This is a genomic window from Vibrio sp. 10N.261.55.A10, assembly GCF_041470825.1.
Classification (GTDB): domain Bacteria; phylum Pseudomonadota; class Gammaproteobacteria; order Enterobacterales; family Vibrionaceae; genus Vibrio; species Vibrio crassostreae_C.
This window is the reverse complement of sequence record NZ_JBFRNC010000016.1, coordinates 47,621-72,034: the sequence shown is the minus strand read 5'-3', so window position 1 is coordinate 72,034 and position 24,414 is coordinate 47,621. Positions and strand designations below refer to the sequence as shown.

Sequence of the window (24,414 nt, the reverse complement as noted above, 5' to 3'; positions counted from 1 at the left end):
GATTATAGATGCGCGTTATTGCCGAGTAGCAATAACGCGCTTTTTTGTATTAGCTTATAGGTCTATCTTAGTATAACAATGGAGTACTTGCTGGTGGTAAGTCACGCTTCTTAATTACGTATCGCAAGCGAAGCAACATCAACGCAGCTGATACGCTTAATCCCGTCAGAATACCAATCCAGAAGCCTTCTTCACCCATTGCTGGAACAATGTGGTCTGTTAAGCCCAACACCATACCCAGTGGTAACGCTAAGCCCCAGTATGAAGCGATAGCTAAGATCATCGGGATCTTGGTATCTTTATAGCCACGCAGAGCACCATTTGCAGAGGTTTGCAGAGCATCACTGAATTGGTACATAGCGGTAAAGGTCAATAACACTGCCGCTGTTGCACTGATTACTGGGTCAGTGGTGTAAAGCCTAATGATTAATTCAGGGAACAGTAGGAACATCGCTACCGAAAGCAACGAGATTAATGCTGCCACCAAAATACCGACTTTACTGCGCTCAATCGCGCCAAGTTCATCTTTTTCACCCAAAGCGTGTCCAACACGAATCGTAATGCCAAACGAGATACTCATCGGGATCACATAAGTTAGGCTCGATATATTGAGAGCGATTTGCGCCGCTGCCACATTCTCGGCACCAATACGGCCGATCATCAATGCGATAACCGCAAAGATACTGCCACACACCGCGATGTTCATCCCGATAGGTAAACCTAACCTTAGAAGGTGAAGCATCTCTTTTGCTTTTGGCTTCGCATCTGAAAAGTTGATGATGGTCTTGTAATGGTGATGACCTTTAATGTAGGAATACAACATTCCCGACATTAACCAGTACACCAAGCTTGTCGCCCAACCACAACCTACAGCACCCATTTCAGGGAAACCAAACTTACCGTAGATAAGCACGTAGTTGACCGGAATGTTAATCAGCAAACCAATTACCGAAATGATCATCGGCACTTTGGTGTTGTTCATACCTTCACAGAAGCCGTTCAAGGTGTAGAACAGGGCAATACCCGGAACACCAAAGGCTAGGGCAAACGCATAGTCACTGCCGATAGGGATGATTTCAGCGGCAACCCCAATCCATTCTAGGATCGGTTTCGCACTCACCAAGTAAGCGATAAGCAGCACACTCGCGATTAATGCCAACCAAACCATCTGGAAGAATTCAACAGAGATACTTTGAAAGTCACGTGCGCCACGGTGGTAAGCGACAACAGGCGTTAACGCCATAATCACGCCACGTAGTAGCAGTAATACAGGAATCCAAAGGCTGGTGCCGAGCGCAATAGCGGCAAGATCGGCAGGACTTACTTGGCCAGCCATTGTCGTATCGACAAATCCCATCGCTTGGGTAGCTATTTGAGTCAAAATGATTGGAATCGAAAGATGCATAAGCGCACCCGATTCACGAGTAAAAGGACGAAGTTTCGTTAGCATGGAAGTTCACAACACCAATATAAATACACGAATGATGGCAGGATGGCCGGTGTGCATTTTAGGATGTGCCCCGTTGGGCGGGCGACAATATAAACACCTTACCGTATAGGGTCAAGCATTGGATTTATTGAGTTCAAGTTGCTCTGATATATACCGCCACGTCTTAGCTTCAAATCTAGTGCTGGATAACTCTCCTATTGCCACAATGCCAGCAGAAACACAAATAACCCAATTCCAAGCGTGACTTTTAAAAGTAAGCCAAGAGGGGCTCCACCTTTTGGCGCTTTATTGCAACATCCCATAATCGTTTCCTAGTTATATTGAGCTCGTGAGTTGACCTTAAACCTTCCCCTTACAGTAAGGTCAATAAGTTTATAAAACTTAACCAAATTAACCTTTCTTATCGTGTTGGATTCGTTAAGATAAATCCAAAGTCTGCGATTAGAAGTGTGAGGATAATGTGTTGATAGAAAAGTGGTTAGAGATCGATGGTGATCAGCTTTATTGCTTGTCGACTGATATCAAAGAGTCTCAGGAAACACTGGTGTTGATTCATGGGTTGGGTGAGTCGCATTTATGTTTTGCCGATGTGTTTGACTGGCTACCGAATTACAACTTAGTCATGTTCGACCTGTGTGGTTATGGCTATTCTCCTGCTTCGAATATATCCCACTCAACAGAAACTCAAGCAAATCGAATATTGAAAGCACTCGACTTATTGAGCATCCATGGTTGCTTTCTACTTGGGCACTCTTGGGGAGGCGATACATCGACGTTGATTTGTGAATACGACACGAGAGGCATCGTGCGTGGTTTCATTAATGCTGAAGGCGGACTGCACGAAGAAAGCATCATCCTATCCCAGATTATTGCAGATACATATTCTGAACTAAGCACTGACGAGTTTGCGAACTGGGTGAAAGGAGAAGGTTTCTCAAAACGTTTTCCCATGGCTTGGGGACACGGAGCAGGTGTTAAGTATCTTTCGTCAGTTAGAAGATGTGAGCCAGAGGTTCTTGGTCAAACCGCCAGTGAAATCTACGGACAACATGCGACTCAAGATATCCGTGGCGTGGTTGGCTGGGGACAAATTTTCGAAAACTTATCCATACCTAAAGTATATTTTTGGGGTGCTGACAGCCTAGAGGGTTGTGAGCGTGCGAAAGAGTTTATTAGTACGTTAGACAACGTTTCATTTGAGGGCGCAAACCACTGGGTGCAAAACGATCCGGCCAAGTTCTATGCGGAAGTAGATAAGTTTATTACTGGCGTTACAAATAGAACCAAAACTTAGATATTCAACAACGATAATAGAAAGTCTATATGTGGATTGTTGGTTAGCTGGCGCGATCTTTACCTCTCAGCTTGAAATGATTGATTCTCCAAAAACAAAAAAGCGAACCAAGTGGTTCGCTTTTGTTTATCTAAAATCTACTGATCACAGATAACTAAGATGGAAAGTAAACGCCCCATGAACCTACAGGGCGATATTACTAATGTTTGAAGTTCCAAGGCAGGAGTGCGTCGATATCGGGCTCTGCTTTTGCTAGCTCTTTCATGCACTTGACCATATAGTCATAGAGGATAAGGCCGTTGGCTTTTGCAGTCTCGACGATACTGTAAAGCATCGCGCTCGCCTCAGCGCCATTTGATGTGTTGGAGAATAGCCAATTTTTCCTGCCAATAACCAGCGGTTTAATTGCGCGTTCAGCGCGATTATTATCGATAGATAAGTGACCATCGTCGATATAACGAATGAGTTTAGGCCATTGCCCGAGCGTGTACTTTATTGCTTTGCCTAGTGGGCTAGAGCCTATCACCTTCTGGGTTGTCATCCATTGGTAAAGCTCATCCAGTATCGGCTTGGCAAGCGCTTGACGCTCTGCTTTTCGCTCTTCGGCAGGCGCACCTTTTAAGCGCGATTCTATCCCGTAGAGTTTTTGGATTTTAGCCAGCGCCTTATCAGCCTTGCCCGATTTACCTTTCCCTTGAAGCTTTTTAGCATCCATGAACTTGCGACGAGCATGCGCTAAGCACCCTACCTTGGTGACGTGATGAAGTCCATCATAAGCCGCGTAGCCATCGGTTTGTAGATAAACGTTGTAGTCACCTAAAAAGTCCACGGGACACGCCCTCGCGCGACTGTTTTGATAGTCGTACAAGGCAATATTTTTCACATTCGGCAGTGCCGCTTCGGGTGAGTCAGCGCCTGAGCAGTAGAGCCACATATAACACTGCTTCTCTTCTTTGAGCACATTGAGCGGCGTTTCATCCGCTTGAACCACCACTTGTTGAAGTAGGTGCTCTTTCAAGGCGGCATACAGCGGGGCGAACTTCTCACTGACTTGGATGACCCACCTAGCCATGGTGGTACGTGATAGCTCGATACCCGACTGGTTAAACAGCGATTCTTGACGATAAAGTGGCATCGCGTATTGGTATTTTCCAAGAATGATGTTGGTCAGCAAACTTTCTGTGGCGAAGCTTTTAGGGATGGGGCTCTGAGGGGATGGCTTCTGAACGATTCGGCTGCTGTCGCCTGTTTTCTCGCACTGGCGGCAAGCGTACTTAGGACGAACATATTCCAACACTTTGAGTACCGCTGGCGTGAACTCTAGCTTCTCGTTGCGGTCTTCCCCGATTTTATGCAGGCTATGATTGCAGCAAGCGCACTGCTTTTCATGGTCGTCTACATCAAGTTCGATAACCTCACGAGGCAAGGTCTTAGGCAGAGATTTACGTTTACCGCGCTTTTTCGTTGTGGTCGTGGTTGTCACCTCAACCTCGTCCTCTTTAACGGCTTCACATTCCGCTTCGTTGAAGAGGTCACCTTGTGATTCATCGTAAGGCTTTAATGCCTCCGAGCGTTTCGCGAACTGACGGTCGAAGGCGAGTTTGAGTTGTTCAAGCAGCGATTGGCGCTCTTGTTTCCACTCATTTTTCTCCGACATCAGAGCAGCTACCATCGCTTGTAGCTCGGCAACATCTTGGCTTTCTGGGTAGATATTTGGCGTCTTTTTCATAGCATTGATTATACTAAAATCGTGCCGTTAACGCTTGGAGAATAAGGCTTTATTCTCGATTAACTCATTGTAAAATCGTTTATTTTGATGGGTTCGTGGCCGATAATTGTGAAGCCTGAAAGCAGTCTGTCAAGCTCAAATTGAGTGAGGGTAAACACCTGATTTTTCTCTTTTGAAGGCCACTTATACTTGGCTTTTTCAAGGCGTTTATACCAGAGGGCGAAGCCTGTTTTATCCCAGTACAACACTTTAATCTTATCGCGCTGTTTATTGGTAAACAGGAACAGCGCACCGCTGCCAAGAGGCAAGTCAGTATCATTTTCGATAATCGCTGCAAGGCCGTTGATGGACTTTCTAAAATCGACGCTTTCACGATAAAGGTAAATGTCTGAAGCGCTGAGCATACCTTTCATGACAACGCTCCAATGAGTTCAGCAAGATAGGTGGCTGGCGTGCCTTGAGGAATGCTCAGCTCCACATCATTGATGAGAAGTGTCATGTTCGCCGTAGCTATCTGGGCCTGATACTTGGTTGTCTTTTCAACGATTTCGGCTTTAACAAATCCGACAGATTCCGATTGGCTTGCTGTTTGGAGTTGACGCCGTTTGGCAAAGAACGTGGATAAACTCAGTCCATGCTCTTCACAAAAAGCGCGTTGGGTAACACTGCTGCTTTCATATTGCTCAAACAGTGATTGCCATTCTAGGTTGGTACGTCGTTTTGCCATTTCAACTCTCCTTTGGGTTGGAGAGTTGATCTTATTCTTCGTGCTGAAGGATTAGAATGCGGTGTTCATGGCACGCTTACGGATTAGCTGGCATTGTTATCCCCTTAAAAATCTAGACGACAACTATGCTGACACGGGGGGAAACAGCCGATCGCAATCACCGAAATACGCATAAGCGACATATTGTTTTTCAAAGTTAACTGGGCTTAGATATCCAAGAGCACTGTCCTTCTTGTTCGATTATAATCAACTTCGATGTGCTTGGATGAAAATACGCAAGTGCTTGATGCATCTCTTCTCGCGGGTGAGGTGTTGCGTTTCAAGTGGCGGAGAGCCTTTAAATCAGAATGCTACCCGAACAAAAAAATGGCCATAAGAAACTAAGATGTTTCATGGCCACATTGTTAGATTAATGTTAAATAAATTGAGCTACGGATACTCCCCATATTTCAGCTTAGTATTAACACAATCATTTACCATCGATAGCCCAAACTAACTGTATATGCTTCTCTTGTTTCACCTTTATTATAAAGGGCTGTGATATTATAGTGTTTACCTATTTGCTTATTAAAACCAATCAAATAAGCCCATTGATTTAGAGAAACATCAACGTCATAAGTGAACTCACCTTGTAACGCATCTACATAACCTAGATTACCGGCTAACGTAGAATCTAAGCCTTGATATTCAGCACCAATTAATAACTGAGCTCTATAATCAACAAGCTGATAACCAACCATTGGTTGAGCAACAAACAGAGTATCACCCCAGCTCGAAGAGCCCTCTAATCGTGTTTGAGATGCGGTCATATTAAGCGTGGCGAAAAATTCTTTATACCCGACGGCTAGTGTAGTACCCACACCTAACAGATCATAGTCAAGACTTAAAGGAAGCTTCAATCGACCAGGGCTACACAGAGGGAGTCCTTCATTGCTTAGCGCACTACATAAGGCATCACCTAATCCAGGATCGATGCCGTTTAAACTATCTTTAACTTCGTTTAAACTCTCCGATGTATATTGCGCATCAATGGTTGCCTTAACTTTAATCTTTCCAGCTAAAGCGTAAACATTCCAGAAAGGCAAAATATAGACATCTCCCCTTATACTAAAACTCTCAGCATTAACTTTGGCGAAGGTCTCTGTCGGTTCAAAGTCCTTATCTAAATTCTGAAGGCCTAATGCTCCGAGACCTAAATTAAAAGATTGAAAGCCAAGATCCATATCTTGATTGCGATAAGCGACAGAAAAACCGTATGGAAGAGGAATATCAATACCTTGTCTACGGACTAAGTCTCCCATCAGTGGGAAAAAACTACTGACCTCGACCTTTTCTTCTCGAATACGAGGATCTGATGCTTCTTCAAGCTTTTCACTATCTAGAACTTCGACACCATCTACATCGTCATAAAAAGCGACGGGAGTCATGAGCAATGACAGAGTAAGCTTTTCTTTTTTTCTAGTTACTCCGTTTGCCACAATGGTTTTGCTTTTAACGTAAAATTGACCATTGTAACGCTCACTGATTAAGATTTCTTGTCTATAATCCTCAATTCTATAAGTACCATAGGTAAATGGTTGCGAATTAGTGATCACCATTTTAACAGGCTTGCGATCTTCAACACTTATCTCAACTCGCATGAAACGAAAATAGGCGACATCTTGAGGTAGTTGATACTTAGAATAGTTAAAACGTACAATTGCACGACGTTCATCTAATTCTTCAACGGTAACCGAAGACCGATCGTAACTATCTGAGTAGGCGCGAAGTCGATATTCTGTTTTAGTCAAATATTCAATGGAGTCTATCGCTCCACCATCTTCTGAGAGTGAAGGTTCACCATCTATTTGAGAAATTTGATCCTGAAAATATTTAATCCTCAAATCAATATTTCCCTTTAAATCTGTTGTTTGCACTAAATAAAAAGATGAAGATGAAGCCTCCTCATTAATTGAAGTGACTTTACGAACGTGCTCAACAATATGATCACCTTGAGATAAAGTACTAATACCATACTTAGGTAGGTGCTCCGGTATGCCATACTGCTCAAAAATCGAAGCTTCTTTTGCATTAGCAATATTAGAGAGTATCAAAATAAAAGAAAAGAAACTTACGCACCAAGATCTACGAAATAAAATAAAAAAAAATTTCGATGATTTACTTTCATCTCTATCCAACAAACTCTATTTAGCATATGTAGCATCATTCCTACCTCACTGTAATAAAAGACGACTTAGTAAATAGCATCACAAATACCTTGTGATGTGCTAGCATCAATACCCATATTTATCGTAGCATCCCACGCTGTAATATTCTTGTTTATTTCGCCACCATCATCCGTGGCATTATTAACTATCACCAATATGTTATCTGTATCTTCTTGGTATCGATATTCAGGGTTGAATAATTCATCGCTAAACCACAAACTCGATACTTCTCCCATAAGAAGAAGGTCACCTTCATCAGGCGCTATCTTCGATCCGCTTTGGTTATATAATCGATTAAATACAAAAGGAATTTCAGCTTGGTTACAGGCTTTTCCACCGAAGCAAGCCAAATTACCTATTGTGTCAAAAATAGAGTCTTCAATCAGCTGGTTATTAAAACTTGCGACATAGTCAAAATGATAAATGATAGGAGTGATGTCATGATCGACTTCTTTTGCGTAATCACGAATAGCACATTTATATATCAATTGATTATTTAATTGATTAAACTTTCTTATCTCTTCTGATACCCCATCTAAAGTGGTAGGATTTTCCGATGGTGAGAAATCATCAAAGCGTAAAGGCGTGTCGGTCAACCGATCTACATATAGGATTGATGATATTAACGTGTACGCAGGTATATCTGCTATTTGTGGAAAATCACGAATATCATCACTATCTCCTATTAAAAATAGGACAACATCAAGTAATTTAATACCCGGTAATAATTCTATATTAATCAAGAATAGTAACTTTAACTCCGCTATATAACTATCCGTTTCATTGTTATTAAATCCTATAATAGAAGGGACGGTTAAAGGAGCTTCATGAGCGAGGCTTGTTACGTGATAGCCTGGGTATTCCTCATATTCTGTGCAAACCCCAAGGAATGTCTTTATGCACTCACGATGGGACTCAATGTAGGGTGAAAAGGGAAGTAATTTCGCTCTCGGTTCGATTGCTGCAATATCCGATGCGTATTTCAAAGTAAGCTTCGCCACAATCGATTCCGTGCTATCGCCATCTTCAATCCAGCCCAAGATGTCACTGACCATACTTTCGATGGTTTGGTCAGGTAAACCAAACAAGCGTCCCGTTATTTCTGCTTTTACTTGTTTTTGTAGTTCTAAAATCTGATCAACCGTCAATTGGTTAATACTTAAATCAGGATACAGCGTTGCCATTGCAGTTTCTAAAGTGTCGTATTGGTCTTTCGCTGCAGCGTATGATTCAAATGAAAGTCCGAGCGGTAAACTTTGCATAATCGCTCTGCTAAAGAAATTACCGGCAATATCATCTTCAGGATCGCGCTCTCCACTGGTTGTTTGCTGAAGCGCATTAATTGATGTCGCACCAGCACCTTGCCCAAATACAGTGACGTTTGTACTATCTCCGCCAAAGTCTTCGATATGTTGGCTAACCCACTCTAGAGCTCGCTTTTGATCACCAACCGCAAAGTTGCCCCCTTTCGTTTGACCTGCATCTTCAACCCACCGTTTTCCCAATAAACCAAGACGGTAGTTAAAAGTAACAGCGATAAAGGGGTTATCACTCATTGTACTTTGTGCAACGGCGACATCTGGAATTATATTGGGCAGGTGTCCAGATCCCGTTTCAAACGAACCACTATGGATATAAACATACACAGGTAATAAATCACCTGAAGTCGCATTATTAGGTCTCCATACGTTCAAGTAAAGGCAGGTCTCTGAGTACAATTCTGTTGAGCCAAACTGAGGGCATATGTTCCCAAAGTCTGTATACGAATTATTTTCGGTCACCGCTTGTACTAGAGGCAGCATCACACTGTGTTCAAAACGGTCAGGCGCACCGAAGAAAAAATCACCTTCGCTACTATCGCCCGAGTAAGCATAAGGTATCCCTTTGAACGTTTCTATTGTAACCAGTGAGGTACCGTCTTCAGTCGCAGAAAGTGAAGGGGCGACTGTGATTATTGGTTCTTTGAGGCCTTGTATAGTCACTTCACCTATTTGAGCCTCAAAAGTAATGGGTTGAGGTGATTCCTCTTCAGGAGCAGGGGTAAAGCTGAACTCAGTAGAATCATCACGACAACCGAAAAGTACAACTCCGATCAAGACCAAAAATACTTTTGTCATCACTTACCTCTTCAATATCGAAAGTAAAGAACATTGCTATCACGCTTTGAATACCAAAATCAATCTTCTAATATTAGACTTAAAAATCAGAAAAGGTGGACAATATTACAATTACAGGTTATGTCGTAAACAGTGGTGATAGGTTAAACTCTTCATCAAAATTCACCACTGCCGACGCTATGGCCATCAAATTTACAGGCGCCACTTTCCTTCCGACATCATTCTTCCGGCTGTTCGTTATTACGTTTCTTATAAGCTGAGCTACCGTGAAACCGAAGAAAGAAGCCTGTCGCTACTTCGTAGCGGATGGATGAGACTTACATTAACGTCAAAGGCCAGTGGAAGTATTATTACCGAGCCGTTGATAAATGCGGTAATGTGATTGATTTTTTACTGTGCGAATACCGTGACGAGAAGGCAGCTCGCGCCTTCTTCACCAGGAAATTAGCCATAATGGCTTGCCCGAAAAGGTCGTGATAGATAAGAGTGGTGCTAACGCATTAGCGTTACATAATATCAACGTCAGCCTTTGGTTAACGGGGAAGATGCTCAATCTAATTGAAGTGCTTCAGGTAATGTATCTGAACAAAGTCACCGTAGAGTGAAAGGTAAAATGCACCAGTGCCTAGGGTGGAAATCTGATGAAGGAGCAAAAGCTACTCTTGCAGGGGTAGATCTTTGGACTATGATTAAGAACGGACAGCTTGATAACCTAAATATGCTTGTCGTCAGTGCGAGCAAACTGAAGACAACAGCCGTATCTTTCAAAAGCCAGCGCCCCAGAGCATCATCCCTAAAAGCTTTGCCACAGAAAGCTTGTTGGCCAACATCACCCTTGGTAAATATCAATACGCGATGCCACTGTACCGCCAAGAGTCGCTGCTTACCCAGTAGGGTATCGAGCTATCACAAACCACTATGGCAAGGTGGGTTATCCAAGTCAGTGATAAGTTCAAACCACTCTATGCCGCTTTGAAAGACCACCTACTTCAGCAAGTGGTGGTTCAGGCGGATGAAACGCCGCTCAATGTGCTCAAGGAAGAGAAGAAGTGTTATATGTGGCTCTACTGCTCAGGCGCTGACTCGCCCGAAGCGGCACTGCCGAATGTGAAAAACATCGCCTTGTACGACTATCAAAACAGTCGCGCGAGGGCATGTCCCGTGTTTTTTTAGGTGACTACAACGGTTATCTACAAACCGATGGCTACGCGGCCTATGAAGGACTTCATCACGTCACCAATGTGGGGTGCTTAGCGCATGCTCGTCGCAAGTTTATGGACGCGAAGAAGCTTCAAGGGAAAGGTAAATCGGGCAAGGCTGATAAAGCGCTGGCTAAAATCCAAAAGCTCTACGGGATAGAATCACGCTTAAAATGAGTGCCTGCCGAAGAGCGAAAAGCAGAGCGTCAAGCGTATGCCAAGCCGATACTGGATGAGCTTTACCAATGGATGACAACCCAGAAGGTGATAGGCTCTAGCCCACTAGGCAAAGCAATAAAGTACACGCTCGGGCAATGGCCTAAACTCATTCGTTATATCGACGATGGTCACTTATCTATCGATAATAATCGCGCTGAACGCGCAATTAAACCGCTGGTTATTGGCAGGAAAAATTGGCTATTCTCCAACACACCAAATGGCGCTGAGGCGAGCGCGATGCTTTACAGTATCGTCGAGACTGCAAAAGCCAACGGCCTTATCCTCTATGACTATATGGTCAAGTGCATGAAAGAGCTAGCAAAAGCAGAGCCCGATATCGATGCACTCCTGCCTTGGAACTTCAAACATTAGTAATATCGCCCTGTAGGTTCATGGGGCGTTTACCTAAGACTCATGAGACAAGCTAACGGATGTACAAGCCTTTTGTACTTTTAGTCCATAATTGAACGCGGTGGCCAAAGAGACCGATACAACGACGAAAAAAGCGAACCATTCGGTTCGCTTTTCTATATGGTTTACGTCACAAACTTAATTGCGGTCACAGACTTAATTAATCTAGTCACAAACTTTATTGTGATGTGACAACGCTACGAATTAGCCTTCGTAGTTATCGATGCTTGGGCAAGAACAGATTAGGTTACGGTCGCCGTATACGTTGTCTACACGGTTAACAGTAGGCCAGTACTTCGAGTTCTTTGTTGCTTTCGATGGGAAGCAAGCCAGTTCGCGAGAGTATGGGCGATCCCATTCTGCGCCTGAAAGGTCAACTTGCGTGTGCGGTGCGTTCACTAGAGGGTTGTTGTCTAGTGGCCATTCACCCGCTTTCACTGCTGCCATTTCGTGACGGATTGCGATCATCGCTTCACAGAAACGGTCTAGCTCTTCTAAATCTTCAGATTCAGTTGGCTCAACCATTAGCGTGCCTGCTACTGGGAAAGACATAGTAGGTGCGTGGAAACCGAAGTCCATTAGACGCTTAGCAATATCTTCTTCGCTGATGCCTGTGTCTTCTTTCAGTGGACGAATATCGATAATACATTCGTGCGCTACGCGGCCGTTAGTGCCACGGTAAAGAACAGGGTAGTGAGGACGTAGTTTTTCCATCACGTAGTTCGCGTTCAGAATCGCCACTTTAGTCGCGTCTGTTAGGCCAGGTTCGCCCATCATTGCAATGTAAGCCCAAGAGATAGGTAAGATTGAAGCACTACCTAGATCTGCAGCCGATACCGCGTAGTCTGATCCCTGTACACCGTTTTCGATGTGACCTGGTAAGAAAGGTGCTAGGTGTGATTTAACACCGATAGGACCCATACCCGGACCGCCACCACCGTGTGGGATACAGAATGTTTTGTGTAGGTTCAAGTGAGATACGTCTGAACCGATGAAGCCAGGTGAAGTTAGACCTACTTGAGCGTTCATGTTCGCGCCGTCTAGATAAACCTGACCGCCCGCTGCGTGTACTTGTTCACACACTTCTTTCACTTGCTCTTCGTATACGCCGTGCGTAGAAGGGTAAGTGATCATGATGCTTGATAGGTTTTCTTTGTGCTTCTCGATTTTCGCTGCTAGGTCTGTCATGTCGATGTTGCCATCTTCATCACACTTAACAACCACTACCTTCATAGAAACCATTGATGCTGTTGCAGGGTTAGTACCGTGCGCCGAGCTTGGAATCAGACAAACGTTACGGTGACCTTCACCGCGGCTTGCGTGGTAGCGTTGAATCGCGATTAGACCTGCGTATTCGCCAGATGCTCCAGAGTTAGGCTGTAGTGAGAAATCGTCGTAACCGGTGATTTCACATAGCTTCTCTTTAAGATCTTTTGCTAGTGCTGTGTAACCCGCCGCTTGCTCTAGAGGTGCGAATGGGTGAATTGAACCAAACTCAGGCCATGTTACTGGAATCATCTCAGCAGCAGCGTTCAGCTTCATCGTACAGCTGCCCAGTGGGATCATGCCGTGCGTTAGTGAGAAGTCTTTGTTCTCAAGCTGTTTTAGGTAACGCATCATTTGCGTTTCGCTGTGGTGCGTGTTGAACACTGGGTGAGTTAGGAACTCTGATTCACGACGACAGTTTTCTGGAATTGCCGCAAACTCATTTGATGCAATGTCAGAAGATAGCGCTTGAACGTCTTCTTTTACGTCGAAGATAGCGAATAGGGCATTCACGTCGTCGACTGTGGTTGTTTCATCTAAGCTGATACCGATCTTACCTTTAAGAAGGCGCAAGTTGATGTCTGCTGCTTGTGCTTTCGCGTACAGTGCATCTGTCTTCTCTTCAGAGTTGATTGTGATGGTATCGAAGAAGCTGTTGTTTGTTAGCTCGTAACCCGCTTTAGTCAGGCCAGCCGCTAGGATAGCTGTCATGTGGTGTGTACGACGAGCGATAGTACGTAGGCCTTCTGCACCGTGGTAAACCGCGTAGAAAGACGCCATGTTTGCTAGAAGTGCTTGAGCTGTACAGATGTTCGATGTCGCTTTCTCGCGGCGGATGTGTTGCTCACGAGTTTGCATTGCCATACGTAGCGCTTGGTTACCGTGAGTATCGATAGAAACACCGATTACACGACCTGGCATTGTACGCTTATGCTTTTCACGAGTACCCATGAATGCAGCGTGTGGACCGCCGTAACCCATAGGAACACCGAAACGTTGTGCGCTGCCGATAACTACGTCTGCGCCCATCTCGCCCGCAGGCTTAAGTAAAGCAGAAGCAAGTAGGTCAGTAGCAACTGTAACTAGTGTTTTGTTAGCTTGAGCTTTCGCAATGATGTCTGTTAGATCACGAACTTCGCCTGTTGTGCCAGGGTATTGAACTAACGCACCAAATACGTCTTGCTCTGGAAGTGTTTCAAGAGCGCCAACCATTACTTCAAAACCGATGTACTCAGCACGAGTTTTAACAACTTCTAGTGTTTGAGGGTGAACATCGTCAGCAACGAAGAATACTTTGCTCTTGCTTTTACCAGCACGCTTACACAGTGTCATTGCTTCGCCAGCCGCTGTCGCTTCGTCAAGAAGAGACGCGTTCGCGATTTCCATACCTGTAAGGTCCATGACCATTTGTTGGTAATTTAGTAGAGCTTCAAGACGACCTTGAGAAATCTCTGGTTGGTATGGTGTGTAAGCTGTGTACCAGCCTGGGTTCTCTAAAACGTTACGTAGAATAACGTTTGGAGTGAATGTGTTGTAGTAGCCTTGGCCAATGAAAGTACGTTTCACTTGGTTTAGGTTAGCGATCTCTTTTAGAGAGGTCAGCATGTCCATTTCGCTCAGTGGCGCAGCAAGTGTCATTGGTTTTTCAAGACGGATTTGTGCAGGAACCGTTTCGTCGATCAGTGCGTCTAGGCTAGTCGCGTTGATCGCTTCAAGCATTTTTTGCTGGTCTGCTTTATTTGGGCCGTTATGACGAGCAACAAACTCGTTTTGTGTACCCAAGTCTTTCAGTAATTGGCTTTGAAGTAATTCAGTCATGATATCGTTCTACTTTCTCTCTGGAGCCGTGAGCTAGCCCCTAAAATTAAGCTGCTCACAAGAGCAGCTTTATCGTAATGAGGTTACCTATTAGTCTTCTTCGATAGAGCTTAGGTATTCTTCCGCATCTTTAAGGTTGTTTAGTTCAGACGCATCAGACATCTTCACTTTAACAATCCAACCACCTTCATAAGGTTCTTCGTTGATTAGCTCTGGGCTATCTTCTAGTTCTTCGTTGATTTCTACGATTTCACCAGAGATTGGCGCGTAGATATCAGAAGCAGCTTTAACTGACTCAACTAGAGAGAAGCTTTCGCCAGCTTCAATTTCGTCTTCAGTTTCAGGCAGGTCAACAAACACAACGTCACCTAGCATCTCTTGAGCGTGCTCAGAAATACCGATAGTTACAGTACCGTCACCGTTGTCTTTTACCCACTCGTGGCTGTCTGCAAACTTAAGTGTATTGTCCATTGCTTATTCTCCAAAAATTTATGAGGTTTTAATTTAAATCTTAAAAACGGATTAACGGTAAAGAGGGAAGCGTTTGCAAAGCTCTTTAACTTGCTTGCGAACACGTTGCTCAACTTCAGCGTTGCCTTCAGGGCTTTCAACTAAGCCATCAAGAACATCACCGATCCATTCACCGATAAGTTTGAATTCTTCAGTGCCAAAACCACGACTGGTTCCAGCTGGCGTACCTAAACGAATGCCAGAGGTAATCATAGGCTTCTCTGAGTCGAATGGTATGCCATTTTTGTTACATGTGATCCCTGCACGCTCTAATGCTTCTTCAGTTACGTTACCTTTCAAGCCCTTAGGACGAAGGTCAACCAGCATTAGGTGCGTGTCTGTTCCGCCAGTCACAATGTCACAACCGCGAGTTTGCAACACTTCAGCAAGAACTTTTGCGTTGTCGATCACTGAATCAATATAAGTATTAAATTCTGGGCCAAGTGCCTCGCCAAACGCCACTGCTTTAGCCGCGATAACGTGCATTAATGGGCCACCTTGAAGGCCAGGGAACACTGCAGAGTTGATCTTTTTGTTGATGTCTTCGTGGTTGGTCAGAATCATACCGCCGCGTGGGCCACGAAGTGTTTTGTGTGTCGTTGTCGTTACAACGTGTGCGTGTGGCAGTGGGCTAGGGTGTGCACCTGTCGCGATAAGACCCGCGATGTGTGCCATATCTACCATTAGGATAGCGCCAACTTCGTCAGCGATTTCGCGGAATTTAGCGAAGTCGATAACGCGTGGGATAGCACTACCACCTGCAATAATCATTTTAGGTTGGCATTCGATAGCGAGAGCGCGTACCGCTTCGTAATCGATTTCAAGAGTGTCGCGGTCTACACCGTATTGAACTGCGTTGAACCATTTGCCTGAAAGCGCAGGGCGTGCACCGTGCGTAAGGTGACCACCAGCGTCAAGAGACATACCTAGGATAGTGTCACCAGGTTGAAGTAGGGCAAGTTTAACTGCGCCGTTCGCTTGAGCACCTGAGTGAGGTTGTACGTTCGCGTATTCACACTTGAATAGCTGTTTAGCACGTTCAATCGCGATAGCTTCTACTGTATCTACGTGCTCACAACCACCGTAGTAACGACGACCTGGGTAGCCTTCTGCGTATTTGTTGGTAAGGCAAGTGCCTTGAGCTTGCATTACTGCTTTAGAAACGATGTTCTCAGAAGCAATAAGTTCGATTTGTTCGTTTTGACGAGTGTTCTCTGCTTGGATTCCAGCAAATACTGCGTCGTCAGTCGCAGATAGGTTCGTAGAGAAAAAACTGTCTAAGCTATGGTTTTGATAAGCGTTCATTGTCGAGACCTTTCATTAAGCTAATGGTGATTGTTTTTATAGTCCATTAGGTCTTACGTTGATTTCTGCATCGGTATCGTTTGCGTTATATAGGTGTATAAATAGTGCGTTGCTTCTTATTTATACGACCATGGCGTCAAAGCGATCGTTGTAGGGTCAATGCAGCACGAATTGGTTCCCAAAAATTTCGGGTAAAAAACAGCTCTTACAAATGTTAAATCTATCACTTGCTGCAAGCTGAAGTAGCATCTCTTCATCTAACAAGTCGATAACATAGCTCCGATAAAATCAATTTTCAACAAAAATTTCCAATAGGAAACAGATTTTCTCGTTTTGCTACAGGGAGCACGCTTTATTTCCCTGTGTGCTCTTTAATCAACAAAGCGCTTCATGCAACAATGAAATCAATAGACAGGAAGTAAGAAATGAATGAGGGACCTATGTCAGAAGACATTTATGATGAGTACCCATCTTTAACGTTGGCGAAAGAGACGTTAGATCAGAATATCGAACCACTTAGGCTCGGCCAGCGTATTAAAGATATCCGCAGCAAGCTGGGCATTACGTTAGAAGAGGCGAGCCAACGTACTGGTTTGGCGCGCTCTACGCTGAGTAAAATCGAGAACGAACAAATCTCACCGACGTTCCAAGCGATGCAGAAATTGGCTATGGGTTTGCAAATTGATATGCCGCAACTCTTTGAGCCACCAAGAAAAAAGGTTGCCACAGGACGTCGTGACTTAACTAAAGCAGGTCAGGGTAAACCTCACCCAACTCCGACTTACGAGCATGAACTGCTCGCGACAGAACTTTCGAATAAGAAGATGATGCCGTTCAAGAGCCGAGTGAGAGCACGCACCTTTGAAGAGTATAACGATTGGGTTCGCCACGATGGTGAGGAGTTCTTGATGGTGATCTCTGGTGATGTGATGTTCTACTCAGAATTCTATGAGCCGGTACCCATGAGCGAAGGTGACAGCATGTATTACGACGCCAACATGGGGCATATGTTGATTTCTACTAGTACAGAAGATGCACTGATTTTGTGGGTGACTGCAAAATAAGTTAACAAAGTTAGAATTTCTTATAGTGAATGCAAACGTTTGCTTTTGTTTCTAACGTTTGCCAAAAGACGCGATGTTGGTGTGAAAAGCATCAATATCGCGTTTTTGTATGCGACTGAAAGTTGTTTTTAAATTGTTAAATATCACATTTTGAGCTGTTTTAATCTTGTTAAGGGTGTAAAACTGACTCAGGCTTGTTTACTATAGTGAACACGGTTTACTCATGTTGATTGAAGTTTACTGAAGTGAATTCTTAGAAAGTGAGTCGTATAGCTTTTATACAGAAGCCTCTATTTATATCGCTAGTAATAAAAGCCTATATAGAAGACATCACTTTTTACTATCTACTGTTTCTAACGTTAACCCATATCGTTAGAGGCGACTCTAAATAGAGATATAAGCGGCAGATTCGATTTGGAAAGCCTGCAACGCTTCATGGAGAATAAAATGACTCAAGAACACGCTAATCAAGACCTACTAAAAACACCTCTGCATGCACTTCACGTTGAAGTCGGCGCAAAAATGGTTCCTTTTGCTGGCTACGACATGCCAGTTCAGTATCCACTAGGTGTAAAGAAAGAGCACTTACACACTCGTGACGCTGCTGGTCTTTTTGATGTTTCTCACATGGGGCAACTGCGTCTACACGGTGAAAATGCAGCCGCTGTTTTAGAATCTCTGGTTCCAGTAGATATTATCGACCTGCCTTCTGGTAAGCAGCGCTACGCCTTCTTTACTAATGAACAGGGCGGCATCATGGATGATCTTATGGTTGCTAACCTTGGCGATCACCTATTTGTTGTTGTGAACGCGGCGTGTAAAACACAAGATATCGACCACCTAACGGCTCACCTTCCTGCAGACGTAAAAATGGAAGTGATTGATGACCGCGCTCTATTAGCACTTCAAGGTCCGAAAGCGTCTGAAGTTCTTGCTCGTTTCCAACCAAGCGTTGCAGACATGTTGTTCATGGATGTTCAAAAAGTCGATATCGACGGCGTAGAGTGCATCGTAAGCCGCAGTGGTTACACAGGTGAAGATGGCTATGAAATCTCAGTACCGAACGATCACGCTGAAGCACTTGCTCGTAAACTAACATCAGAAGCAGAAGTAGAGTGGATTGGCCTTGGTGCTCGTGACTCACTTCGTCTTGAGTGTGGCCTATGCCTATACGGTCATGACTTAGATACAACAACGACTCCAGTAGAAGCAAGCCTTCTGTGGGGTATTCAAAAGGTTCGTCGTACTGACGGTGAGCGCGCTGGCGGTTTCCCAGGTGCTGATATCATCCTTGAGCAAATCGCGACTAAAGACGTTCAACGCAAGCGTGTTGGTCTTGTTGGTCAGACTAAAGCACCAGTACGTGAAGGCGCTGAGCTGTTCGATGCTGAAGACAACAAGATTGGCGTTGTAACAAGTGGTACTGCGGGTCCTAACGCGGGCAAGCCTGTTTCTATGGCTTACGTTCGTACTGACCTAGCGGTTATTGGCACTAAAGTATTCGCTGAAGTTCGTGGCAAGAAGCTACCAATGACAGTAGAAAAAATGCCATTCGTACCTCAGCGTTACTATCGTGGCTAATCTCTTTTAAGAGAAACCACTAAGCTAAATGAAAGCCTATTGTTTGCTTCTCTTTATTGGGAAGCCTAACGGTAGGCTTTTTTGATTTTGGTAGCGTATGTCTTTGGTAACGTATTGCTTTTAACGTTACCCACTAACAACGGTTACTTAAAATTCGTTTATAAAATGAGATATGTGGCGATATCGTTACAAATACTTACTATAATCACGATTGTGACGTGTTATGGTGACGATTCATCATTTTTGTAAATAAGTAGTAGGGGGTACAAGGAGTTAACTATGAACGTAAACCATACAATGAGTCCGGTTCGTAAAGCCGTTTTAGGGCTTTTAGCGCCATTAATTTACACATCAAGTGTTATGGCAACGGAAAACACGGACGAAAGTACTCCTGATGTGGGTGTAACACCCTATATTGTGAATGGTAGCGACGCTTCAGTCACGGAATTTCCTTCGATGGCAAGCTTGTTCATTGATCGTATTGATTATGACGGTGTTTACTCAACAGGCCCTTACTGTGGTGCAACAATTTTAGATCCAACGCATATTCTAACCGCAGCGCATTGTATATACGGTAATGAAGAAGGGCAGTTGTTTACTGTTGTCGTCCCTCAAATTGAAGATACTTCTCAGTTTCCCAACGGTAACATCCAAAAAGCTCGTGTATCTGAGGTTTACTATCGCAGCGATTATTCAAATGCGTTGAGCGACCTATTACGCAATGACGTTGCAATACTTAAGTTAGAAAGCGCACTGAATATCGACTCAATCAATGATGTTGTAAAGCGTCCTAGTTCGGATGGTTATCGCAGTTCTTCTGAGGCGTTTACCGCTGTGGGCCATGGTGATACACGCACTGGTTTCGACGGAACCACTTTGCTACAAAAAGCAAACCTCAATTATGTAGACAATGCGACTTGTAAAACGGTATTTGCTGCTGGCAATGAGTTAACAGAGAATCAAATTTGTTTCGTTGGAGATGTGGCTACTTCTGGCTTGTACGGTGGCACTTGTCAAGGTGACTCTGGAGGTCCTGTCTACTGGAAGGATGGTTCGGTTTACAGACAAGTAGGGATTACCAGCTTTGGTCCTGAAACGTGTGGTGGCAGCTCAAGAGTAACTTCGGTATTCACTGAAATCTATGACTACAGAGATTGGATTACAGATGTAACTGGTGGTGTGATAGATAGTTCTGAAACCGTTCAAATTTCAGCAACAGAAGCTAAGCGAACGGCTTATGTGAATGCACGGACTTCATCTGGTTCAGGCGGCAGTGGAGGCAGTTTGTCGTTTGGCGTGCTAGGCGCGTTGATGTTACTCGGTAGGTTTAGAAGAACGATGTCTCGTTAGATACCCACGTCTTCATGTTAGCTAAACAAACGGCCAGTCATTCAACTATGACTGGCCATTTTTTTTGTTTGTTTAAGCCGTTCAGTGGTTGGTGCTAATTGTTGATATTAGTAGATTAGGCACAGAATTCAGTAGACGCTTTTCTACTGTACCTTTCGACAATCACATCCATCTCTTTTACTGCGTCGTTGATGCTTTGAATACCGCCTTGAGCCACACCTTTTTCATTTTCATTCAATGCAGAAAAAGCTTGCTTTAATTCCTTACCTTCCAACATGTTCCCGTGCAGCAACACCTCTTTGTACGTGAGTAGCTTATGTTGTATTGCAATAATTTCTGGGCGGGGATTGTCTGATTCTAATGCGTGACTAATGCAAGGAAATGCCAATGTATAGCGATTCGCAATTTCCAATTTGACGTCTTTCTTATTCGCAATATGCAATTTTTATTATTTCCCAACACTTGAATACTCAAGTTACCTAGCCTGTACGTTCACAACTGATATCAGTGTGAAGGTTTATGAAACGTAACGGTTTTATCAAGCGAATAATATGCCTTTGATGGCTTATGTAAACCATCACAAGTCAATATGGTCTGCTTCTTGCTGAATTTAGGACATAACTGTCTTTTGAGGATGAGCTTATGTCACAAGAACCCATAATATTGGCGCTGATTGAGCGTAGGAAACAAGCCAACTTGTCTCAAGAAAAGTTAGCCTCGAGTGCAGGAATGAGCTTAAAAACCTATCAAAGGATTGAACGCGGAGAGGCGGACATCAAGATGTCTCAGTATCGTTCAATCACTAGAACCTTAAAAGTGACGGATTTGGATGTGGTGCTTGATATTGTTGGCGCATCACAAGTAACAGCGGAAGATGTAGCTGCGGTCAGTCGTCTGCTGACCAGCGAAGAGCGCCTGTTGTTGATCAAGCTGATTTTGTCGGTCAAAAAGAAGCAGTAGTCTTTCTTTCAAATAAACAGCGTAATAGATCGATTCGTTAGTCAAATTGACAGATACTTCTAGGGTAATGTGTTCTCTGAGGGCATGAAGCCATCAGCTCACTCTTCCACGCAGCTGTTTGGTGGTGCTTCTTTGTTTTTTGCTTTCTAAACGTCTTTTCTGAGAGCCACGCGTCGGCTTAGTTGCTCGTCTTACTTTTTGAACCTTTGTCGCTTCCAAGATCAATTCTTTCAAGCGCACTAAAGCATCATCTCGGTTTTGTTCCTGAGTTCTATACTGTTGCGCTTTAATGATAATCACACCGTCTTTGGTGATGCGGCTATCTTTGTGTGCGAGGAGCTTTTCTTTATAGAAGTCAGGTAGGGTAGAGTGCTTGATATCAAAACGTAAATGTATCGCGCTCGATACTTTATTGACGTTCTGACCGCCGGCTCCTTGTGCTCTGATCGCTGTTAACTGGAGTTCCCAGTCTTGAATCGAAACAGAGTTAGATATTTGTAACATAAACATCCATTTTGAACGGTAATATGGCGCCATGATACTGAATATTGGTTATGGTATCAGTAACTTTATTTAAGAGTGGTAGTAGTGATGAAAATAGATTTAACGGCATATGAAGGATTAATCTTTGATATGGACGGTACGTTGATCGATACAATGCCTGCACATGTAAAGGCGTGGGAGCGAACGGCTGAAGAGTTTGGCTTTCATTTTGAAGCGTCTTGGCTGCATAGCTTAGGTGGCATGCCGAGTTATAAGATAGCCGGTGAGGTGAACAGCAAATACGGTTTATCGCTCGACCCACAAGCGGTTTCTACGTTTAAAATGGCGTCGTTTGCGGCTATCGAAGACAAAGGAGACGTTATCCCTTGTACTCACTCTCTGTTGTTAGAGCATCTGGGTAACAAGAAGATTGCAGTCGGAACGGGCAGTCAACGTAAAAGTGCCGAACAGTTACTGGATAAGACAGAGATCTTGAGTAAGCTCGATATTCTCGTGACAGCAACAGACGTTAAGAATCACAAACCAAATCCGGATACTTTCTTAGATGCGTGTTTTGGTATGGGTTTGCAGCCAAAGCAGTGTGTTGTGTTTGAAGATACGAACCTAGGTAAGCAGGCTGCTCATGCTGCGAACATGGATTGTATTCTAGTGGTAGAGGGGAACAAACTAGAGTTCTATCCTGCACCAAGCTGATTGCAAGGATTGGGTTGTTAAACCGCCAAACTAATAGCCTAGCGGAACAATACTGATTTTCTGTTAGGCGATTTCGCTCATTTCGCTGTCTAGGAACAGGCACACACTGTTTCGACCTGCTGCTTTGGCTTCATAAAGTGCTAAATCGGCGCACTTGTAGTTAAGAGCAGGGTCGTTGGTCAGGTTGGTAATTCCACCACTGACCGTCACCACGTTATCGAGCTCAATACTGACTGCGATTCTCAATCTGTTAAGTACATACTCAGCTTCTTCTGTTGTGGTATGAGGCAGAATAACGCCAAACTCTTCGCCACCAATACGAGCCACAAAATCAGTTTCTCGGCACTCTCGTTGTAATACTTGAGCAACGGTTTGAATGACGCGATCTCCATAATCGTGACCAAATCTGTCGTTGATGCGTTTGAAGTGGTCTATGTCCAAAATCGCTAAACAAGACTGTTCGCGAGTAGGGTAACGATTAACACGAGAGCACTCATCTCGCAGCTCAAGATCGAATTTACGGCGGTTCCAACACCCAGCTAAGGCATCTTTTTCACTCAGGTTTCTCAGTTTGTTTTCTAGCTCTTTGTGTTTACTTATATCCACAAATGAAGCGACATAAAACTGAATCACGTCTTTCGAGTCTTTAATGGTTTGGATTCGCAATATTTCCGTGATCAAAGACCCGTCTTTACGACGATTAACCACTTCGCCTTCCCACATGCCTTTCTCTTTGATGATGCTCCACATCTTGATGTAGAACTCTTCGTTGTAGCGACCAGAGGCAAACATGGACGGTTGGCGGCCTTTTACGTCTTCTAACTCGTAGCCACTCACACGGGTGAACTCTTGGTTTACTTTGATGATTCGGTTGTTTCTGTCGGTAATCACCAAGGCAGACATGCCATTCATTGCGGCCTTAGCAAGTTGGCTCTCGATACTGTTCTTCTTGTGGTTGCTGTTCCACAATACGAAGCCAGCGGAGATCATCGAAATCAAGAAAGACAAGGTGATGATCTGAACGACGATCGCTTGTTTTTCTTGTCGGTATTGACTGCTGAACTGCTGATTTTCAATGTGAAGAACCATGTAAATAGGGCTTTCAAACTGTTTGATTTTAGGGCTGATGTCGGAATGAAAATACCAGTTCTCACCATCGAAATAGCTCGAAGATGTCTTGTCTTGAATCGCAGTCCAAAGCTCAGGGTATAACTTTGCGTAAGTCTGCTCTGAACGTGATTCAATTACATGTCCGAAAGATTCCGTAGGATCCGGCCCCATGATTATGTGTCCGGTTTTGTTGAGAATAATAGGAACAGCAGAAGATGCACCAATTTGATAGTGAAGGCGCTTATAAATCTCAAGCATGTTCAGGTTTGCGATGAAGTAACCAATAATGCGGTTGTTTTCAGCGACTGGCGTCATAATGCGTAGCGCTGGAATCAAAGGGCGAACGATCTCTCCGTTTTCGACTTCAAGATCAATACCGCGAGAGCTAATCTCACCAATCTTTAATTGCTGTAGTACCTCATAGTAATCACGCGAAGACTTGTTCTGCAGTTCACTATCTGGAACCACGATTGCTTGATTGTCTTTATAATTAACGCGGAACACTTCGTTGCCGGCTAGATCGAGATAACGAAGCTGGGAATAGTATTTTTGGCCACGAGCTAACATCACCCAAAGATCTTGCAGGGTTTCTTTATGGACAATAGAAGGTTCTCGAATCGCTCGGAGTAGTGTTTGAGAGTCGGCGATTGAAGGAACAGAGTTAGAGATTTGCTCAACAATAACAGCGAGTTCATGAAAGCTGTATTCGATCTGGTTCTGGCTGGACTGTTGGATATTTAGCGTGTGCTGAGCTTCAACCCTGTCAAATTCAGAATTGATGTAGAGGGCAGGGACTAGTCCTAGGGCAAAGATGGTACATAGAAATTGGCTGACTAGTTTTTTTATACTTGTATTCATCGCTGTCCTCAAAGAATCAGCGCAATACTATATATTTTATAA

Annotated in this window: 18 protein-coding genes and 2 pseudogenes; 8 read left to right on the top strand and 12 right to left on the bottom strand. The window is 44.0% G+C overall.

The window, feature by feature from the left end:
• Positions 1 to 67: 67 nt before the first annotated feature.
• Entirely contained in the window at positions 68 to 1,450 is a 1,383-nt protein-coding gene (locus tag AB4274_RS04615) for an MATE family efflux transporter (RefSeq protein WP_372111173.1), read from the bottom strand.
• A 460-nt stretch (positions 1,451 to 1,910) separates the two neighbouring features.
• Here AB4274_RS04615 and AB4274_RS04610 point away from each other — a divergent pair, with 460 nt between their 5' ends.
• On the top strand, positions 1,911 to 2,744 hold the full coding sequence (locus tag AB4274_RS04610) for an alpha/beta fold hydrolase (RefSeq protein WP_017071757.1): 834 nt from the start codon (positions 1,911 to 1,913) through the stop codon (positions 2,742 to 2,744).
• Positions 2,745 to 2,943: 199 nt separating this feature from the next.
• On the opposite strand, the gene tnpC (AB4274_RS04605) is transcribed toward AB4274_RS04610, so the two are convergent.
• The 5 genes from tnpC (AB4274_RS04605) to AB4274_RS04585 all read right to left on the bottom strand — a co-directional run bounded on the left by tnpC (AB4274_RS04605) (position 2,944) and on the right by AB4274_RS04585 (position 9,524).
• The gene (tnpC, locus tag AB4274_RS04605) at positions 2,944 to 4,473 is read right to left on the bottom strand and encodes an IS66 family transposase (protein ID WP_372111171.1); all 1,530 of its coding nucleotides are present in this window, start codon (positions 4,471 to 4,473) and stop codon (positions 2,944 to 2,946) included.
• A 59-nt stretch (positions 4,474 to 4,532) separates the two neighbouring features.
• Positions 4,533 to 4,886: an IS66 family insertion sequence element accessory protein TnpB gene (tnpB, locus tag AB4274_RS04600; RefSeq protein ID WP_017062948.1), complete on the bottom strand. Its 354-nt coding sequence runs from the start codon at positions 4,884 to 4,886 to the stop codon at positions 4,533 to 4,535.
• Positions 4,883 to 5,200 carry an IS66 family insertion sequence element accessory protein TnpA gene (gene tnpA / locus AB4274_RS04595; RefSeq protein ID WP_017068715.1) on the bottom strand — a complete coding sequence of 106 codons (318 nt, stop codon included), beginning with the start codon at positions 5,198 to 5,200 and terminating at the stop codon, positions 4,883 to 4,885. Before tnpA ends, tnpB begins: the two co-directional genes overlap by 4 nt.
• 473 nt (positions 5,201 to 5,673) lie before the next feature.
• A complete protein-coding gene (locus AB4274_RS04590; protein WP_241910562.1) occupies positions 5,674 to 7,377 on the bottom strand; it encodes a hypothetical protein in 1,704 nt (567 codons plus the stop codon).
• A gap of 56 nt (positions 7,378 to 7,433) precedes the next feature.
• Complete coding sequence (locus tag AB4274_RS04585) at positions 7,434 to 9,524, bottom strand: carboxylesterase family protein (RefSeq protein WP_372111169.1); 2,091 nt, start codon at positions 9,522 to 9,524, stop codon at positions 7,434 to 7,436.
• Between the two features lie 190 nt (positions 9,525 to 9,714).
• Here AB4274_RS04585 and AB4274_RS04580 point away from each other — a divergent pair.
• Both AB4274_RS04580 and tnpC (AB4274_RS04575) read left to right on the top strand, forming a co-directional pair.
• Positions 9,715 to 10,146, top strand: a pseudogene (locus tag AB4274_RS04580) (transposase); the annotation flags it as partial.
• A gap of 89 nt (positions 10,147 to 10,235) precedes the next feature.
• Positions 10,236 to 11,314: pseudogene (gene tnpC / locus AB4274_RS04575) on the top strand (IS66 family transposase); the annotation flags it as partial.
• Positions 11,315 to 11,557: 243 nt separating this feature from the next.
• On the opposite strand, the gene gcvP reads toward tnpC (AB4274_RS04575), so the two are convergent.
• The 3 genes from gcvP to AB4274_RS04560 all read right to left on the bottom strand — a co-directional run bounded on the left by gcvP (position 11,558) and on the right by AB4274_RS04560 (position 16,252).
• Positions 11,558 to 14,437 (bottom strand): aminomethyl-transferring glycine dehydrogenase, encoded by a 2,880-nt coding sequence (gcvP, locus tag AB4274_RS04570; RefSeq protein WP_372111167.1) that lies wholly within the window; start codon positions 14,435 to 14,437, stop codon positions 11,558 to 11,560.
• 90 nt (positions 14,438 to 14,527) lie between these two features.
• The gene (gcvH, locus tag AB4274_RS04565) at positions 14,528 to 14,908 is read right to left on the bottom strand and encodes a glycine cleavage system protein GcvH (RefSeq protein WP_137033887.1); all 381 of its coding nucleotides are present in this window, start codon (positions 14,906 to 14,908) and stop codon (positions 14,528 to 14,530) included.
• Between the two features lie 51 nt (positions 14,909 to 14,959).
• Positions 14,960 to 16,252: a serine hydroxymethyltransferase gene (locus AB4274_RS04560; protein ID WP_017072175.1), complete on the bottom strand. Its 1,293-nt coding sequence runs from the start codon at positions 16,250 to 16,252 to the stop codon at positions 14,960 to 14,962.
• A gap of 440 nt (positions 16,253 to 16,692) precedes the next feature.
• On the opposite strand from AB4274_RS04560, the gene AB4274_RS04555 reads away from it, so the two are divergent.
• The 3 genes from AB4274_RS04555 (at position 16,693) to AB4274_RS04545 (ending at position 20,247) form a co-directional block, all read left to right on the top strand.
• Positions 16,693 to 17,316, top strand: coding sequence for a helix-turn-helix domain-containing protein (locus AB4274_RS04555; protein ID WP_017059847.1), 624 nt, complete (start codon positions 16,693 to 16,695; stop codon positions 17,314 to 17,316).
• A 447-nt stretch (positions 17,317 to 17,763) separates the two neighbouring features.
• Positions 17,764 to 18,897 (top strand): glycine cleavage system aminomethyltransferase GcvT, encoded by a 1,134-nt coding sequence (gene gcvT, locus AB4274_RS04550; protein ID WP_136973503.1) that lies wholly within the window; start codon positions 17,764 to 17,766, stop codon positions 18,895 to 18,897.
• Positions 18,898 to 19,176: 279 nt separating this feature from the next.
• Complete coding sequence (locus tag AB4274_RS04545) at positions 19,177 to 20,247, top strand: trypsin-like serine protease (protein WP_137001288.1); 1,071 nt, start codon at positions 19,177 to 19,179, stop codon at positions 20,245 to 20,247.
• A 115-nt stretch (positions 20,248 to 20,362) separates the two neighbouring features.
• On the opposite strand, the gene AB4274_RS04540 is transcribed toward AB4274_RS04545, so the two are convergent.
• Entirely contained in the window at positions 20,363 to 20,689 is a 327-nt protein-coding gene (locus tag AB4274_RS04540; protein ID WP_102427961.1) for a hypothetical protein, read from the bottom strand.
• A 200-nt stretch (positions 20,690 to 20,889) separates the two neighbouring features.
• On the opposite strand from AB4274_RS04540, the gene AB4274_RS04535 reads away from it, so the two are divergent.
• On the top strand, positions 20,890 to 21,207 hold the full coding sequence (locus AB4274_RS04535) for a helix-turn-helix transcriptional regulator (protein WP_017059843.1): 318 nt from the start codon (positions 20,890 to 20,892) through the stop codon (positions 21,205 to 21,207).
• A gap of 93 nt (positions 21,208 to 21,300) precedes the next feature.
• On the opposite strand, the gene arfB is transcribed toward AB4274_RS04535, so the two are convergent.
• Positions 21,301 to 21,711, bottom strand: a complete 411-nt coding sequence (arfB, locus tag AB4274_RS04530; protein ID WP_017059842.1) for an alternative ribosome rescue aminoacyl-tRNA hydrolase ArfB — start codon at positions 21,709 to 21,711, stop codon at positions 21,301 to 21,303.
• An 87-nt stretch (positions 21,712 to 21,798) separates the two neighbouring features.
• On the opposite strand from arfB, the gene AB4274_RS04525 reads away from it, so the two are divergent.
• Positions 21,799 to 22,404 carry a beta-phosphoglucomutase family hydrolase gene (locus AB4274_RS04525; RefSeq protein WP_017069882.1) on the top strand — a complete coding sequence of 202 codons (606 nt, stop codon included), beginning with the start codon at positions 21,799 to 21,801 and terminating at the stop codon, positions 22,402 to 22,404.
• Between the two features lie 63 nt (positions 22,405 to 22,467).
• On the opposite strand, the gene AB4274_RS04520 is transcribed toward AB4274_RS04525, so the two are convergent.
• Positions 22,468 to 24,372 carry a diguanylate cyclase gene (locus AB4274_RS04520; RefSeq protein ID WP_372111164.1) on the bottom strand — a complete coding sequence of 635 codons (1,905 nt, stop codon included), beginning with the start codon at positions 24,370 to 24,372 and terminating at the stop codon, positions 22,468 to 22,470.
• Positions 24,373 to 24,414: the final 42 nt, after the last annotated feature.

Bases quoted from the DNA above. Each gene is read 5' to 3' on its own strand.
- AB4274_RS04615 (WP_372111173.1), bottom strand. From the start codon at position 1,450: ATGCTAACGAAACTTCGTCCTTTTACTCGTGAATCGGGTGCGCTTATG.
- tnpC (WP_372111171.1), bottom strand. From the start codon at position 4,473: ATGAAAAAGACGCCAAATATCTACCCAGAAAGCCAAGATGTTGCCGAG.
- tnpB (WP_017062948.1), bottom strand. From the start codon at position 4,886: ATGAAAGGTATGCTCAGCGCTTCAGACATTTACCTTTATCGTGAAAGC.
- tnpA (WP_017068715.1), bottom strand. From the start codon at position 5,200: ATGGCAAAACGACGTACCAACCTAGAATGGCAATCACTGTTTGAGCAA.
- AB4274_RS04585 (WP_372111169.1), bottom strand. From the start codon at position 9,524: ATGACAAAAGTATTTTTGGTCTTGATCGGAGTTGTACTTTTCGGTTGT.
- gcvP (WP_372111167.1), bottom strand. From the start codon at position 14,437: ATGACTGAATTACTTCAAAGCCAATTACTGAAAGACTTGGGTACACAA.
- gcvH (WP_137033887.1), bottom strand. From the start codon at position 14,908: ATGGACAATACACTTAAGTTTGCAGACAGCCACGAGTGGGTAAAAGAC.
- AB4274_RS04560 (WP_017072175.1), bottom strand. From the start codon at position 16,252: ATGAACGCTTATCAAAACCATAGCTTAGACAGTTTTTTCTCTACGAAC.
- AB4274_RS04555 (WP_017059847.1), top strand. From the start codon at position 16,693: ATGTCAGAAGACATTTATGATGAGTACCCATCTTTAACGTTGGCGAAA.
- gcvT (WP_136973503.1), top strand. From the start codon at position 17,764: ATGACTCAAGAACACGCTAATCAAGACCTACTAAAAACACCTCTGCAT.
- AB4274_RS04545 (WP_137001288.1), top strand. From the start codon at position 19,177: ATGAACGTAAACCATACAATGAGTCCGGTTCGTAAAGCCGTTTTAGGG.
- AB4274_RS04535 (WP_017059843.1), top strand. From the start codon at position 20,890: ATGTCACAAGAACCCATAATATTGGCGCTGATTGAGCGTAGGAAACAA.
- arfB (WP_017059842.1), bottom strand. From the start codon at position 21,711: ATGTTACAAATATCTAACTCTGTTTCGATTCAAGACTGGGAACTCCAG.
- AB4274_RS04525 (WP_017069882.1), top strand. From the start codon at position 21,799: ATGAAAATAGATTTAACGGCATATGAAGGATTAATCTTTGATATGGAC.
- AB4274_RS04520 (WP_372111164.1), bottom strand. From the start codon at position 24,372: ATGAATACAAGTATAAAAAAACTAGTCAGCCAATTTCTATGTACCATC.